Source organism: Cupriavidus sp. GW821-FHT07C08, assembly GCF_059419025.1.
Genome location: NZ_JBWKQZ010000003.1, coordinates 244,810 through 257,045, shown reverse-complemented (window position 1 = coordinate 257,045; position 12,236 = coordinate 244,810). Strand labels below are relative to the sequence as shown.

The following is a 12,236-nucleotide window of genomic DNA, read 5'->3' as shown; positions in this document are numbered from 1 at the left end:
CGTGAATTGCTGGCCCGCGCGGCTGCCATGTCCTTACAATGGTGGCCTCAATCTGACCAGGGGGAACCCGCGATGGCACGTACGCTTACGGTGGTGTTCGGCAGTGGCAAGGAATATGACTTCACGATCGGCACGGACGAGCTGGCCGCGGTCACCGAGGACGCCGCGTGGCGCTGGTTCGACCGGGAATACACCGAGCTGGACTGCCAGGCGTCGAGCCCGGTCGGTAAGGTGCTGGTGATCGACAAGATCCTCAATGTCGCCAAGTTTTCCGGAGAAGCGCGCTTCTCCGGCGATCCTGCCTGGGCGCAGGACTATGCCCGCCATGCGGCGCGGCTGCTGGACCGGGACAAGGTCCGCGTCGATGTCGGCAACGCCGCCATCGGGTTCTGAGGCGCGGGCGCGCCAGCAAAACGGGTAGTTTGTCGCCCCTGCCTGTGCAGGAGCGACAATCTTCCTGCCGGCTTAGACTGCCAGCAGTTCCACTTCAAACAGCAGGGTAGCGTTCGGCGGGATCACGCCGCCGGCGCCACGGGCACCGTAGCCGAGGTCGGCCGGGATCACCAGGCGGCGCACGCCGCCCACCTTCATGCCCTGCACGCCTTCGTCCCAGCCGCGGATCACATGGCCGGCACCCAGCGGGAACACGAACGGGTCGTTGCGGTCCTTGCTCGAATCAAACTTGCGGCCAGCCTGGCCGTTCTCGTACAGCCAGCCGGTGTAGTGCACGGTGACGTGCTTGCCGGCGGTGGCTTCGGCGCCGGCGCCGACGGTGGTGTCTTCGTATTGCAGGCCAGAGGGCGTGGTTTGCATGGCGTATTTCCTTCCGATGGGAACAGACGTAGTGAGAGGAGAACGCAGCGCGGCTGCGTTCAGGCTTGGGCGCGCTGGAGCACATCCAGCGTCAGTTGCACATTGCGGTCGTCGTCGGCCACCCAGATGTCGCCATCCTGGATCGTCACCGACAGGCGCATGGCGCGCTGCGCCAGCGCGGCCAGGGCTTCGACCGCTTCCGCCGGGACATTGTAGACGGTGACGTTGCGCAGCTTGCCGGCCTTGCCCGCGATGCCCTTCCACCATTCGCGCGCACTGGCGGCGTTGTAGGTGTAGACGGTCACGCGCTCGGCCCGGGCGGCGGCGCGCTTCAGGCGCGCTTCGTCGGGCTGGCCCAGTTCGACCCAGTGGGCGATGTCGCCGGTCAGGCGCTTGTCCCACAGGTCGGGTTCGTCGGGTTCGTCCAGGCCGCGCGTGAAGGCCAGCGTTTCGGTGGCTTCGCAGGCAAAGGCCAGCAGGCGCACCATCATGCGCGCGTCATTCTCGGACGGGTGCTTGGCGATGGTCAGGCTGTGGCTGCCGTAGTAGGGCCGGTCCATGTCGGAGACCGACAGGTCAGCTTTGAAGATGGTGGATTTGAGCGCCATGAGGTGAAGTGTGCGGCAGGCGCCCCGGCTGGGGTGCGGGAGACGCAAAAGGCCGCATCATACGCCATTTGCCGGACACGGCTTACCAGCCCGGCATACTCGCGCAGCGGCTCAGCGCTTGCGGTATTCCTTGAGGTAGAAGCGCAGCAGCGCCGACAGCAGCAGCGTGCTCAGGAAGCCGGCGGCAACGATCAGGGCCTGCCCGGCGGTGGTGTTGATCTGGCCGGCCACCCCGAGGCGGAACAGCCAGGTGCCGACCATCATCGCCAGGAATGGCATCAGCAGCGCGCCGCGGCCGTAGGTCTGCACTGCCCACAGCGGGAAGCGGCGCAGGAAGTCGCCCGGAATGCTGCAGGCCAGGCAGGCACCGGCAGCTGCCAGTGCGGCGGCCACGATGTCGCCAGAATGGATGTCGAACATGGTCTCGGTCTCGCGCGCCCCCCATCAGGCACACGCAGGCGAGCGTGGCAGGAATTGGGCAAAACGCTGATTCTACAAGAGAAATTTGCGCCGGAGGTGACGAATAGGGTTACTGTGGGGTGCTGCCCGCGGGCGATGCCTCGACCGCCACTTGCAGCGTCACGGTGTCGCCTACCTCGGGCAGGAAGCGGGTCATGCCAAAGGCACTGCGCGGCACCTCGGCGCGGAAGTCGCCGCCGCAGACCTGCCGGCTCACGCCGAAGAAGGTCACCTCGCCGCAGCGGAAACGCTCGGCCTGCAGGCGCAGTGGCTGCGTGACGCCGTGCAGCGTCAGCTCACCTTCCACGGCGGCCAGCCGGCCGCCTTCCATCAGGAAGCGGTTCGCGCGCAGCCGCGCCACCGGGTGCTGGGCAGTATCGAAGAATTGTGCCGAGCGCAGCACGCCATCCAGGGTGCGGTTGCCGGTATCGACCGAAGCAAGGTCCACGGTCACATCGAGTGCGCCGGCGCCGCTGTCCGCGTCATAGACGAGGCGCCCGTCGATCTTGCCGAAGCGCCCGCGCACCGAGCTGCGCTCGAAATGGCTGGCGGAAAAATAGACGGTGGTGTGCGCCGGATCGATGGTGTATTCAAGCGGCGCCGCCTGCGCAGCGGTGATTCCCAGGGCGGCAGCAAGTGCCAGCGCGCGTGCGGCCATGGCTCAGTCGGTGTTCAGTGGACAAACACGGGCAGCAGGAACATTCCCACCACCGACAGGTAGCCGATGGTCCAGCACAGCGTGCGCAGCGTGGCGCGGTCGGTCACGTAGCACACGGTGTAGAGCAGGCGGGCCACGATGAAGACCACGGCCAGCTCGTCGATGCGGGCCTGCGGCGCCTGCAGGTGGCTGGCGGCCAGCACGGCGGCGGCAAAGAAGGGGAAGGCCTCGAAGTGGTTGCGGTGCGCCATGTCGGCGCGGCGCGCGCGGCCGGACTGCTGCTCCAGCCAGCCGCGCGGGTCATGGTTGTCATAGCCAGGCCCGCTGGCCTTGGCGATGGCCACCGTCGCCAGCGGCAGGATGCCGGCCAGCAGCACGCACCAGAAAGCGATCGGCATAGTCCAGTCCTTTCGGTTGCAATGCCGGCGGCGCCATCACTGGCGCCACCGGCCCGGCCCGCGCGGTCAGGCGGCGACCACGCGGATCTCGATGCCCGCCAGGCCCACCACCTGCCCGGCGCGGATCTTGGCAGTCTTGCGCGATTCGGGCGCGCCGTCCACCGAGACTTCGCCGGCAGCGACCAGCGCCTTGCCGGCGCCGCCGCTGTCGCACACGCCCGCCAGCTTGAGCAGGTCATTGAGCGCGATGAACTCGCCCTCGAGCGGGAAGGTGATGGTTTGAACGGCTGCCTTGCCAGGTTTGGCCATCACTTGCCCCAGCTGTCTTTCAGACCGACGATGCGGTTGAAGACCGGCTTGCCCGGCTGCGAATCGGTGCGGTCGGCGACGAAGTAGCCATGGCGCTCGAACTGGAAGCGGTCTTCGGGCTGCGCTTCGCGCAGGCCCGGCTCCAGGTAGGCGGTGATCACCTGCTTGGAATCTGGGTTGAGCGCATCCAGGAAGTTCTTGCCGCCGGCATCCGGGTTGGGGTCGTTGAACAGGCGGTCGTACAGGCGCACTTCGGCCTCGTACGCGTGCGCAGCGCTGACCCAGTGGATCACGCCCTTCACCTTGACGCTGTCGGCGCCCGGCGTGCCGCTCTTGGTTTCGGGCAGGTAGTTGGCGTGCACGGCGATCACGTTGCCGTCGGCATCCTTGTCCACGCCGGTGCACTCGATCACGTAGCCGTACTTCAGCCGCACCTTGTTGCCCGGGAACAGGCGGAAGTAGCCCTTGGGCGGGGTCTCGTTGAAGTCCTCGCGTTCGATCCACAGCTCGCGCGACAGCGGGAACACGCGGCGGCCCAGTTCGGGCTTCTTCGGGTGCACCGGCGCCGAGCATTCTTCGCTCTGGCCTTCGGGGTAGTTGTCGATCACCAGGCGCAGCGGGTCCAGCACGGCCACGCCGCGCGCGGCACGGCCGTCCAGGTCGTCGCGCACCGCGCCTTCGAGGGTGCTCATGTCGATCCAGCTGTCGGCCTTGGCCACGCCCACGCGGTCGCAGAACAGCTGGATCGATTCCGGGGTGTAGCCGCGGCGGCGCAAGCCCACCAGCGTGGGCATGCGCGGATCGTCCCAGCCGTCCACGCGCTGTTCATCGACCAGCTGCTTGAGCCTGCGCTTGCTGGTGATGGCGTAGGTCAGGTTCAGGCGTGCGAACTCATACTGGTGCGGCAGCGGGTCGCGGAATACGCCGCTGTCGCGCAGGTGCTCCAGCACCCAGTCGTACAGCGGGCGGTTGTTCTCGAACTCCAGCGTGCACAGCGAATGCGTGATGTTCTCCAGCGCGTCCGAGATGCAGTGGGTGAAGTCGTACATCGGGTAGATGCACCACTTGTCGCCCGTGCGGTGGTGATGGGCATGGCGGATGCGGTAGAGCACCGGGTCGCGCATCACGATATTGGGCGCGGTCATGTCGATCTTCGCGCGCAGCACGTGCTCGCCGTCGGCGTACTTGCCGGCGCGCATGTCGCGGAACAGCTGCAGGTTCTCTTCGACGCTGCGCTCGCGGTAGGGCGAGGGCTTGCCCGGCTCGGAGAAATTGCCGCGGTTGGCGGCGATCTGTTCGGCGGTCTGGCTGTCGATATAGGCGGCGCCGCGCTCGATCAGGGTCTCGGCAAAGGCGTAGAGCTGGTCGAAGTAGTCGCTGGCGTAGTACAGGTGCGGCTGTTTGGCGCCGTCCTTGCCCTCGCTGTCCCAGGAAAAGCCCAGCCAGTGCACCGCGTCGATAATCGAATCGACGTATTCGGTGTCTTCCTTGACCGGGTTGGTGTCGTCAAAGCGCAGGTGGCAGCGGCCGCCGTAGTCGCGCGCCAGCCCGAAGTTCAGGCAGATGCTCTTGGCGTGGCCGATATGCAGGTAGCCGTTGGGCTCCGGTGGGAAGCGTGTGATCACGGTCGGCAGCGGTTCGCCGGCCTTGTCCTGGCGGCCGGCATAGGTGCTGGCGGCGAGGTCCTGGTCGATGATGCTGCGCAGGAAGTTGGAGGCGGCGGGGGTGCTGTCGGTAGGCTTGTTGTCGTGGCTCATGATGGCGCCGGTTGGCCGGCCTGATGCGTCTGGGTGCTTGGGCCGGGTCGTCAGATTGCGTGGCGGAATGCCAATAACGGGATTTTACCGTGCCGGAGCCGGCGCACGCCGCGAGCCGCCGCGGATTTCCGCCCATCTCCCTGATTTGCGCCCGCGCGGACGCGCCTGGCTGCGACGAAAGTGATGTGTCGGAGTAGCATGGAAGCGTGCCGGCCCGCGGTGGCCGGCTTTGGTCCATCGCTGCAGGAATGCCCATGAACGCCCAACCCGATGCGGCGCCAGTGCCGCTTGAGCCCTCTGAAGTCGTTGCCGCGCTGTGGCGCGATGCCGGCCTGCCCACCGAGGCGCTGGCGCACCTGAAGCTGGACGGCGCCGAGCCGGTGCTGCCGTCGAGCTTTGCCGTGGGCACCGCCGCCCAGGCCAGCCTTGGCGCCGCGGCGCTGGCCGCCGCCGCGCTGTGGCACAGCCGTACCGGCCGCTGGCAGGACGTCAGCGTCGACATGCGCCACGCCATTACCGAATTCCGCAGCGAACGCTACCTGCGTGTCGACGGCGGCCCCGCGCCAGAACTGTGGGACAAGCTGGCCGGCATCTACCGCTGCGGCGACGGCCGCTGGGTGCGCCTGCATACCAATTTCCCGCACCACCGCGACGGCGTGGTGCGCTTGCTGGGCTGCGCCAATGACAAGGCAGCCGTGCAGGCCGCGCTGGACAAGCGGGACGCCGAAGCCTTCGAGACCGCGGCGTCCGACGCGGGCCTGGTCGTTGCGGCATTGCGCAGCTTTGAGGAATGGGACCGCCATCCGCAGGCGGCCGCCTTGCGCGGCCTGCCGCCGGTGACGCTGGAGCGCATCGGCGACGCCCCGCCGCAACCGCTGCCGCCGCCCGCATCCCCGGACGCGCAGCCGCTGTCGGGCGTGCACGTGCTCGATTTCACCCGCATCATCGCCGGCCCGGTGGCGGGCCGCACGCTGGCCGCGCATGGCGCCGACGTGCTGCTGGTCACCGCCTCGCACCTGCCGTCGATCCCGCCGCTGGTGATCGACACCGGCCGCGGCAAGCGCAGCTGCCAGCTGGACCTGCGCGATCCGGACGACAAGCGCACGCTGCACAAGCTGCTGCACGGTGCCGACGTGATGGTGCAGGGCTATCGCCCCGGCGGCCTGGCCGAGCTGGGCGTGGGGCCGGAGGCCGCGGCGCGCGCGCGTCCGGGCATCATCTATGTGTCGCTGAGCGCCTATGGCCACGTCGGGCCGTGGTCGCACAAGCGCGGTTTCGATTCGCTGGTGCAGACCGCCACCGGCTTCAATGATGCCGAAGCGCAGGCGGCCGGCAGCGACACACCGCGTCCGTTGCCGGCGCAGGTGCTGGACCACGCCGCGGGCTACCTGCTGGCCTTCGGCGCGATGGCCGCGCTGCACCGGCGCGCGGTGGAAGGCGGCAGCTGGCATGTGCGGGTGTCGCTGGCGCAGGTGGGGCAGTGGCTGCGCGGCCTGGGGCGCGTGCCGGACGGGCTCAAGGCGCCCGAGCAGAAGATCGACGACGTTTCCGATTTGCTCGAGGCGGTGCCGTCGGGCTTCGGCATGCTGACGGTGGTGCGCCATGCGGCGCATCTGTCGGAAACGCCGGCGCGCTGGACCTTGCCGTCCGAGCCGCTCGGCACGCACGCGCCGGAGTGGCTGCCGCGCGGTTAGGTTTAGGTTAGTAGAGCGTGGTGCGCTGCCGCTCGGGCAGGTCGCGGTCGTAGGCGGCGCCGTCGATGGCGTTGTCGGTCAGCGTGGACAGGATCTCGCCGTTGCTGGGCAGCGACTGGCGTGCCACCTGCGCATCCGCTGCCCACAGGCGCGAGCGGATCAGCGCGCGGGCGCACTGGAAGAACACTGACTGCACCGTGACCACCAGCACCGTGGTCGGGGCCTTGCCGTCGACCACGCAACGCGCGACCAGCGCCGGGTCGACGCTGATCTGCGCGGTGCCGTTGACGCGGATGGTCTCGTTGATGCCGGGGATCACGAACAGCAGCCCCACGCGCGGATCGGCAACGATATTGCGCAGGCTGTCGATGCGGTTGTTGCCGCGCCGGTCGGGCAGCAGCAGCGTGCGTTCGTCCAGCACCTGCACAAAGCCCGGCGCATCGCCGCGCGGCGAGCATTCGGCCCAGTCCTCGCCCACCGTCGACAGCAGGCAGAAGGGCGCCGCTTCGATAAAGGCGCGGTAGTGCGGGTGCAGGTAGTCGACTTCCTTGGACAGCGACGGAGCCGCCGGTTGCGCGTAGAGCGCTTCCAGTTCGGCCAGCGTGGTGATGGCGTGCGAGGTCATGGCAGGCGGGGCGTGGGTCGGCGGGGGGCGAAACCGTCAATGTAGCGCAGATGCGGTTACACGGTCACGGTACCCCGGCCGATCTCCAGCACGCGGCCGCCCACGTGGATCGCACCGTCGGCGCTGACGGCCAGGTGCAGCCGGCAGGGGCGACCAACGGCCTCGCCCTGATCGATCGCGTATTCGGCCGGCAGCGCTCGGCCGGTGGCCAGCAGCCAGCCGCCCAGGTTGGCGCAGGCCGAGCCCGTGCCCGGATCCTCAGCCACGCCGCCGCCCTGCTTGGTGAAGAAGTAGCGAGACAGCACGCGGCCGGGCCGTTCCGGGTCGAAGGCAAAGACGTAGGCGGTCTTGCGGCCCAGGCTGCTTTGCGGCCAGATCTGCAGGCGCGCGCTGTCGGGGTTGGCGCGGCGCACGGCATCGGTGCTGCGCACTGCCACCAGCAACTGGTCGGCGCCGGTGTCGACCCACATCGGCGACACCAGCAGGTCGCGTTCCTGCAGGCCGAGCAGGCTGGCCATGTCGGCATCGGGCAGGCCGGCCGGCGCGGTCTTCGGCTTGCCGTTGTGAGGGGCGGTGAAGGTCCAAACATCGCCCTGCGCCGTCACCGGCACCACGCCCGCCGGGAACTCCATCGTCAGCGCGTCGCCGGTGCCGGCCAGTTCGCGCACCACGTGCGCGGTGCCCAGCGCCGGATGGCCGGCGAAGCGCATCTCATAGCCCGGCGTGAAGATGCGCACCCTCGCGCTGGCACGTTCCGACGGCAGGATAAAGGTGGTTTCCGACAGGTTGAACTGCAGCGCCAGCGCCTGCATGGTGGCATCGTCCATGCCGCGCGCATCCTCGAACACGCACAGCGGATTGCCACCGAAGGTGGATTCGGCAAAGACGTTGAGCAGGCGGAAAGCGTAGGTGGTCATGGCGCGGGGGGCTCCGAAGGCTGGTGGTTCACCAGTGTACGGAGCGGGCGCGGACACACCATGCACAGTTGGGCCGATCGCGGGCGGGCCAGTTGCGGACAGTTCTGCCGCGCCATGAAAAACGCCCGGGCGGACCCGGGCGTTTTTCATGGCGCAGGCAACTGAGTCAGCAGGCTCAGAACCCCACCGCCTGGCCATCGCGCCGGCTGTCGCTGGCCGCGACATAGCCGTGCTCGGCGTCGTCCGACAGGCGCCAGATGAACTGGCCCGAGCCGAAGTCCATGTACGGATCGTCCACCGACTTGAGCTGGTGGCCGCGCGCCTTCAGGCCCTCGACCGTGGCCGGGTCCATGGTGCTTTCCACATCCAGCGTGAAGTCGCGGTTGACCTTCCAGCGCGGCGCGCAGCACGCGGCCTGCGGCTGCTGGTTGTAATCCAGCATGCGCACCACGGTCTGCAGGTGGCCCTGCGGCTGCATGTCGCCGCCCATCACGCCGAAGCTCATCACCGGCTGGCCGTCCTTGGTCAGGAAGGCCGGGATGATGGTGTGGAACGGACGCTTGCCGCCCGCGACCACGTTGGCCGACTTCGGATCCATCGAGAAGCCCACGCCACGATTCTGCAGGCTGATGCCGGTGCCCGGCACCACCACGCCCGAGCCGAAGCCCATGTAGTTCGACTGGATGAACGAGATCATCATGCCGTTCTCGTCGGCGGCGGTCAGGTAGATGGTGCCGCCCACCTTGGGCATGCCGAAGTTGAAATGCGTGGCGCGCTGCATGTCGATCAGCTTCGCGCGCGACTTCAGGTACGCGACATCGAGCATTTCCTCCGGCGTGACTTCCATGCTGCGCGGGTCGGCCACGTAGCGGTAGAGGTCGGCAAAGGCCAGCTTCATTGCCTCGATCTGCAGGTGCTGCGAGTCGACCGAGTCCACCGGGATCGACGACATGTCGAACTGGTCCAGGATGCCCAGCGCGATCAGCGCGGCGATGCCCTGGCCGTTGGGCGGGATCTCGTGCAGCTCGTAGCCGCGGTAGGACTTGCTGATCGGCTTGACCCAGTCGGGGCGGTAGTTGCGCAGGTCATCGAGCGTCATGGCGCCGCCGCACTGCTGGCTGAAGGCGGCAATCTGCTCGGCAATCTCGCCTTCGTAGTAGGCGCGGCCACGGGTCGCGCCGATCTTGCGCAGGGTTTCGGCGGCAGCCTTCATGGTGAACTTCTCGCCCACGGCGGGGGCGCGGCCATTGGGCATGAAGGTCTCGGCATAGCCGGGCTGGTCCTTCAGCTCAGGCACCGCGGCGGCCCACTTGTGCGCCACCACCGGCGGCACCGCATAGCCGCGCTCGGCGATCTCGATCGCCGGCTCCATCAGGTCGGCGAACGGCAGCTTGCCGAAGCGCTCATGCAGCGCGGCCCAACCGGCGACCACGCCGGGCACGGTGACCGAGTCCCAGCCGCGGATCGGGCGGTTGGCCAGGCCGTTGGCATCGGTGCCGTATTTGTTCTTGAAGTATTCCGGGCTCCAGGCCGCCGGGGCCACGCCCGACGAGTTCAGGCCGTGCAGTTCCTTGCCGTCCCACAGGATGGCAAAGGCATCGCTGCCCAGGCCGCACGACACCGGCTCGACGATGGTGATCGCGGCGGCCGCGGCGATGGCCGCATCGACCGCATTGCCGCCCTTGAGCAGCATGCGCAGGCCGGCCTGCGCAGCCAGCGGGTGCGAGGTGGAGACCACGTTGCGCGCAAACAGCGGGATGCGCACGGAGGGGTAGGGGTTGGTCCAGTTGAAGTTCTGCATGCTTGTCTGTGTCCTTGTGCTTGGGCGCTCAGCGGCCCTTATTCTGCCGTGATCTTGCGATCCTTGATCAGCTTGCCCCAGCGCGCGCTGTCCTTCTTCACCATCGCGGCGAACTGCGCCGGCGTGCCGCCGACCGGCTCGGCGCCCAGCTTGCCCAGGCGTTCCTTGACCTCGGGCGACTGGATGGCCTTGTTGAATTCGGCATTCAGGCGGTTGACGATATCCGCCGGCAGGCCCTTGGGGCCATAGATGCCGAACCAGGTATCGGACTCGAAGCCGGGCAGGCCCGACTCACTCGCGGTAGGGATTTCCGGCGCCAGCGGCGAGCGCTTGGCGCTGGTCACCGCCAGTGCCTTGAGCTTGCCGTCCTTCACATGCGGCAGGCCCGACACGATGCTGTCGAACAGCACCTGCACCTTGCCCGAGATCAGGTCCGGCACGGCCAGCGCGGTGCCGCGGTAGGGGATGTGGGTGATGAACACGCCCGCCTGCGCCTTGAAGGCCTCGGCGGTCAGGTGCACCACGGTGCCGTTGCCGCTGGAAGCGTAGTTCAGTTCGCCGGGATGCTTCTTGGCGTAGTCGATCAGCTCGCGCACGTTCTTCGCCGGCAGGCTGTTCGGCACCACCAGCAGGTTGGTGGCGATCGCCACCTGGCTGACCGGGGTGAAGTCGGTCTCGGTGTTGTACGGCAGGCGGGTGTTGATATACGGCCCGATCGAATGCGTGCTGGTGGTGGCGATCAGCAGCGTATAGCCATCGGGCGCAGCCTTGGCGGCCATGTCCGAGCCGATCGCGCCGCCGGCGCCGGGGCGGTTGTCGACCACGATCTGCTGGCCCATGCTGGTGCCCACTTTCTGCGCGATGGCGCGTGCCAGCAGGTCAGTCGCGCCGCTGGCCGGGAAGGGCACGATCAGGCGGATCGGCTTGCTGGGGTAGGTGTCGGCCAGTGCGGGCGTGGCGGCCAGGCAAAGCCCGCAGCCAAGGCCGATGCCGAAGCGGCGCAGCCAGGATTTCATACTTGTCTCCGGTGTCAGGCGATTGGCCCCGATTCATGAGCCGGCCTTCATTATTCCGTGCTGCCGGTCACAAAGAAAGCTAATATTTCTTTCCAATGTCACAAGGAAATCTTAATGATTGCGCCTTGCCGGCATATGCCTGACTCTTCCCTTGTGTGCACCGATGAGCACTGTCCGCTTCCTCCGTACCTTCGTTGCCGTGGCCGAGCACGGCTCCTTTGCCGCCGCCGCCGGCCAGGTGGCACTGACCCAGGCCGCCGTCAGCCTGCAGATGCGCGCACTGGAGACCGAGCTGCGCCGCGAGCTGTTCGACCGCAACGGCCGCGTGGCCGTGCTCAATGCCGACGGCCGCGCGCTGCTGCCGCAGGCGCGGCGCATGCTGGCGCTGTATGACGAGATGCGCCTGCCGCTGGCCTCGGACCAAACCATGGCGGGCGCGGTGGCGGTGGGTGCGGTGGTGTCGGTGATGGGCGGGCTGTCACATGCGGTGGCGCATATGAAGCGCACTTATCCTGCGCTCGACGTGCGCCTGGTCGGCGCCAAGTCGATCGAGCTGGCGGCGCAGGTCGAGGCCGGCGAGCTGGATGCCGCCATCCTGGTCGAGGGCGCCGCGCGCGTGCCCGGCACGCTGCGCTGGACGCCGCTGTACCAGGAGCCGCTGGTGGCGATCGCGGCACGCGGCAGCCCGGGCCGCGATGCGCGCGAGGCGCTTGCCACCAATCCCTACCTGCGCTTCGACCGCAGCCAGCGCACCGGCGTGCTGGTCGAGCGCGCGCTGCGCCGCGCGCACCTGAAGGTCAACGAGTTCCTGGAACTGAACGCGATCGAGGCGCTGGTGGAGCTGGTGCGGCAGGAGGTCGGCGTGACCGTGGTGCCGCTGCTGCGCCGCGCGCGCTGGCGTGACGACGAGGCGCTGCGCATCCTGCCGCTGCTGGTCAACGGCGAGCCGGTGATGCGTCACATCGGCATGCTGGAACGGCGCGACCACGGGCGCGGACAGGTGACCGCGGCGGTACGGGCGGCCTGCAGCGAGCTGTTCGGCGCCTAGCTGCCGCCATGCCATAACCAAGCCCTATCGGGCGGATAGTCAGAAACGCATTCTCCTGAAGATCCCTATTGCATATATTTCGGTTGCGGACGGCCGCTGACGCGGCCCGACTCGCCATGGGCGCCACGACATC

General features: G+C 68.2%; 14 protein-coding genes. 3 read left to right on the top strand and 11 right to left on the bottom strand.

What is annotated here, in order from left to right; translation table 11 throughout:
• The first annotated feature begins 72 nt into the window (after nt 1-72).
• Nucleotides 73-393, top strand: a complete 321-nt coding sequence (locus AC07UK_RS06370) for a hypothetical protein (protein ID WP_013957577.1) — start codon at nt 73-75, stop codon at nt 391-393.
• Nucleotides 394-465: 72 nt separating this feature from the next.
• Here AC07UK_RS06370 and AC07UK_RS06365 read toward each other — a convergent pair whose 3' ends face one another.
• From AC07UK_RS06365 to AC07UK_RS06335, 7 genes are all read right to left on the bottom strand, one after another.
• The gene (locus AC07UK_RS06365; RefSeq protein WP_010813699.1) at nt 466-813 is read right to left on the bottom strand and encodes an FKBP-type peptidyl-prolyl cis-trans isomerase; all 348 of its coding nucleotides are present in this window, start codon (nt 811-813) and stop codon (nt 466-468) included.
• A gap of 59 nt (nt 814-872) precedes the next feature.
• A complete protein-coding gene (locus AC07UK_RS06360; protein WP_114131855.1) occupies nt 873-1,421 on the bottom strand; it encodes a YaeQ family protein in 549 nt (182 codons plus the stop codon).
• A 111-nt stretch (nt 1,422-1,532) separates the two neighbouring features.
• On the bottom strand, nt 1,533-1,841 hold the full coding sequence (locus AC07UK_RS06355; RefSeq protein ID WP_494685973.1) for a hypothetical protein: 309 nt from the start codon (nt 1,839-1,841) through the stop codon (nt 1,533-1,535).
• Between the two features lie 109 nt (nt 1,842-1,950).
• Nucleotides 1,951-2,538, bottom strand: coding sequence for a YceI family protein (locus tag AC07UK_RS06350; RefSeq protein ID WP_494685972.1), 588 nt, complete (start codon nt 2,536-2,538; stop codon nt 1,951-1,953).
• A gap of 14 nt (nt 2,539-2,552) precedes the next feature.
• Nucleotides 2,553-2,936, bottom strand: coding sequence for an MAPEG family protein (locus AC07UK_RS06345; RefSeq protein WP_010813695.1), 384 nt, complete (start codon nt 2,934-2,936; stop codon nt 2,553-2,555).
• A gap of 66 nt (nt 2,937-3,002) precedes the next feature.
• A complete protein-coding gene (locus AC07UK_RS06340) occupies nt 3,003-3,245 on the bottom strand; it encodes an RNA-binding S4 domain-containing protein (protein WP_010813694.1) in 243 nt (80 codons plus the stop codon).
• Complete coding sequence (locus AC07UK_RS06335) at nt 3,245-5,002, bottom strand: glutamine--tRNA ligase/YqeY domain fusion protein (protein ID WP_494685971.1); 1,758 nt, start codon at nt 5,000-5,002, stop codon at nt 3,245-3,247. Before AC07UK_RS06335 ends, AC07UK_RS06340 begins: the two co-directional genes overlap by 1 nt.
• Nucleotides 5,003-5,256: 254 nt before the next feature.
• Here AC07UK_RS06335 and AC07UK_RS06330 point away from each other — a divergent pair, with 254 nt between their 5' ends.
• On the top strand, nt 5,257-6,696 hold the full coding sequence (locus tag AC07UK_RS06330) for a CoA transferase (RefSeq protein ID WP_494685970.1): 1,440 nt from the start codon (nt 5,257-5,259) through the stop codon (nt 6,694-6,696).
• 7 nt (nt 6,697-6,703) lie between these two features.
• On the opposite strand, the gene AC07UK_RS06325 is transcribed toward AC07UK_RS06330, so the two are convergent.
• From AC07UK_RS06325 to AC07UK_RS06310, 4 genes are all read right to left on the bottom strand, one after another.
• Nucleotides 6,704-7,321, bottom strand: a complete 618-nt coding sequence (locus AC07UK_RS06325; RefSeq protein WP_035826794.1) for a pyridoxamine 5'-phosphate oxidase family protein — start codon at nt 7,319-7,321, stop codon at nt 6,704-6,706.
• 56 nt (nt 7,322-7,377) lie between these two features.
• Nucleotides 7,378-8,238 (bottom strand): PhzF family phenazine biosynthesis protein, encoded by an 861-nt coding sequence (locus tag AC07UK_RS06320; protein ID WP_494685969.1) that lies wholly within the window; start codon nt 8,236-8,238, stop codon nt 7,378-7,380.
• Nucleotides 8,239-8,413: 175 nt separating this feature from the next.
• The gene (gene ggt, locus AC07UK_RS06315; RefSeq protein ID WP_436222329.1) at nt 8,414-10,039 is read right to left on the bottom strand and encodes a gamma-glutamyltransferase; all 1,626 of its coding nucleotides are present in this window, start codon (nt 10,037-10,039) and stop codon (nt 8,414-8,416) included.
• A 38-nt stretch (nt 10,040-10,077) separates the two neighbouring features.
• Entirely contained in the window at nt 10,078-11,055 is a 978-nt protein-coding gene (locus tag AC07UK_RS06310; RefSeq protein ID WP_013957568.1) for a Bug family tripartite tricarboxylate transporter substrate binding protein, read from the bottom strand.
• Between the two features lie 163 nt (nt 11,056-11,218).
• Here AC07UK_RS06310 and AC07UK_RS06305 point away from each other — a divergent pair, with 163 nt between their 5' ends.
• Nucleotides 11,219-12,103, top strand: a complete 885-nt coding sequence (locus tag AC07UK_RS06305; protein WP_436222328.1) for a LysR substrate-binding domain-containing protein — start codon at nt 11,219-11,221, stop codon at nt 12,101-12,103.
• Nucleotides 12,104-12,236 lie beyond the last annotated feature (133 nt).

Excerpts from the sequence above, each read along its gene's own strand:
- AC07UK_RS06370 (WP_013957577.1), top strand. The coding sequence starts at position 73 with ATGGCACGTACGCTTACGGTGGTGTTCGGCAGTGGCAAGGAATATGAC.
- AC07UK_RS06365 (WP_010813699.1), bottom strand. The coding sequence starts at position 813 with ATGCAAACCACGCCCTCTGGCCTGCAATACGAAGACACCACCGTCGGC.
- AC07UK_RS06360 (WP_114131855.1), bottom strand. The coding sequence starts at position 1,421 with ATGGCGCTCAAATCCACCATCTTCAAAGCTGACCTGTCGGTCTCCGAC.
- AC07UK_RS06355 (WP_494685973.1), bottom strand. The coding sequence starts at position 1,841 with ATGTTCGACATCCATTCTGGCGACATCGTGGCCGCCGCACTGGCAGCT.
- AC07UK_RS06350 (WP_494685972.1), bottom strand. The coding sequence starts at position 2,538 with ATGGCCGCACGCGCGCTGGCACTTGCTGCCGCCCTGGGAATCACCGCT.
- AC07UK_RS06345 (WP_010813695.1), bottom strand. The coding sequence starts at position 2,936 with ATGCCGATCGCTTTCTGGTGCGTGCTGCTGGCCGGCATCCTGCCGCTG.
- AC07UK_RS06340 (WP_010813694.1), bottom strand. The coding sequence starts at position 3,245 with ATGGCCAAACCTGGCAAGGCAGCCGTTCAAACCATCACCTTCCCGCTC.
- AC07UK_RS06335 (WP_494685971.1), bottom strand. The coding sequence starts at position 5,002 with ATGAGCCACGACAACAAGCCTACCGACAGCACCCCCGCCGCCTCCAAC.
- AC07UK_RS06330 (WP_494685970.1), top strand. The coding sequence starts at position 5,257 with ATGAACGCCCAACCCGATGCGGCGCCAGTGCCGCTTGAGCCCTCTGAA.
- AC07UK_RS06325 (WP_035826794.1), bottom strand. The coding sequence starts at position 7,321 with ATGACCTCGCACGCCATCACCACGCTGGCCGAACTGGAAGCGCTCTAC.
- AC07UK_RS06320 (WP_494685969.1), bottom strand. The coding sequence starts at position 8,238 with ATGACCACCTACGCTTTCCGCCTGCTCAACGTCTTTGCCGAATCCACC.
- ggt (WP_436222329.1), bottom strand. The coding sequence starts at position 10,039 with ATGCAGAACTTCAACTGGACCAACCCCTACCCCTCCGTGCGCATCCCG.
- AC07UK_RS06310 (WP_013957568.1), bottom strand. The coding sequence starts at position 11,055 with ATGAAATCCTGGCTGCGCCGCTTCGGCATCGGCCTTGGCTGCGGGCTT.
- AC07UK_RS06305 (WP_436222328.1), top strand. The coding sequence starts at position 11,219 with ATGAGCACTGTCCGCTTCCTCCGTACCTTCGTTGCCGTGGCCGAGCAC.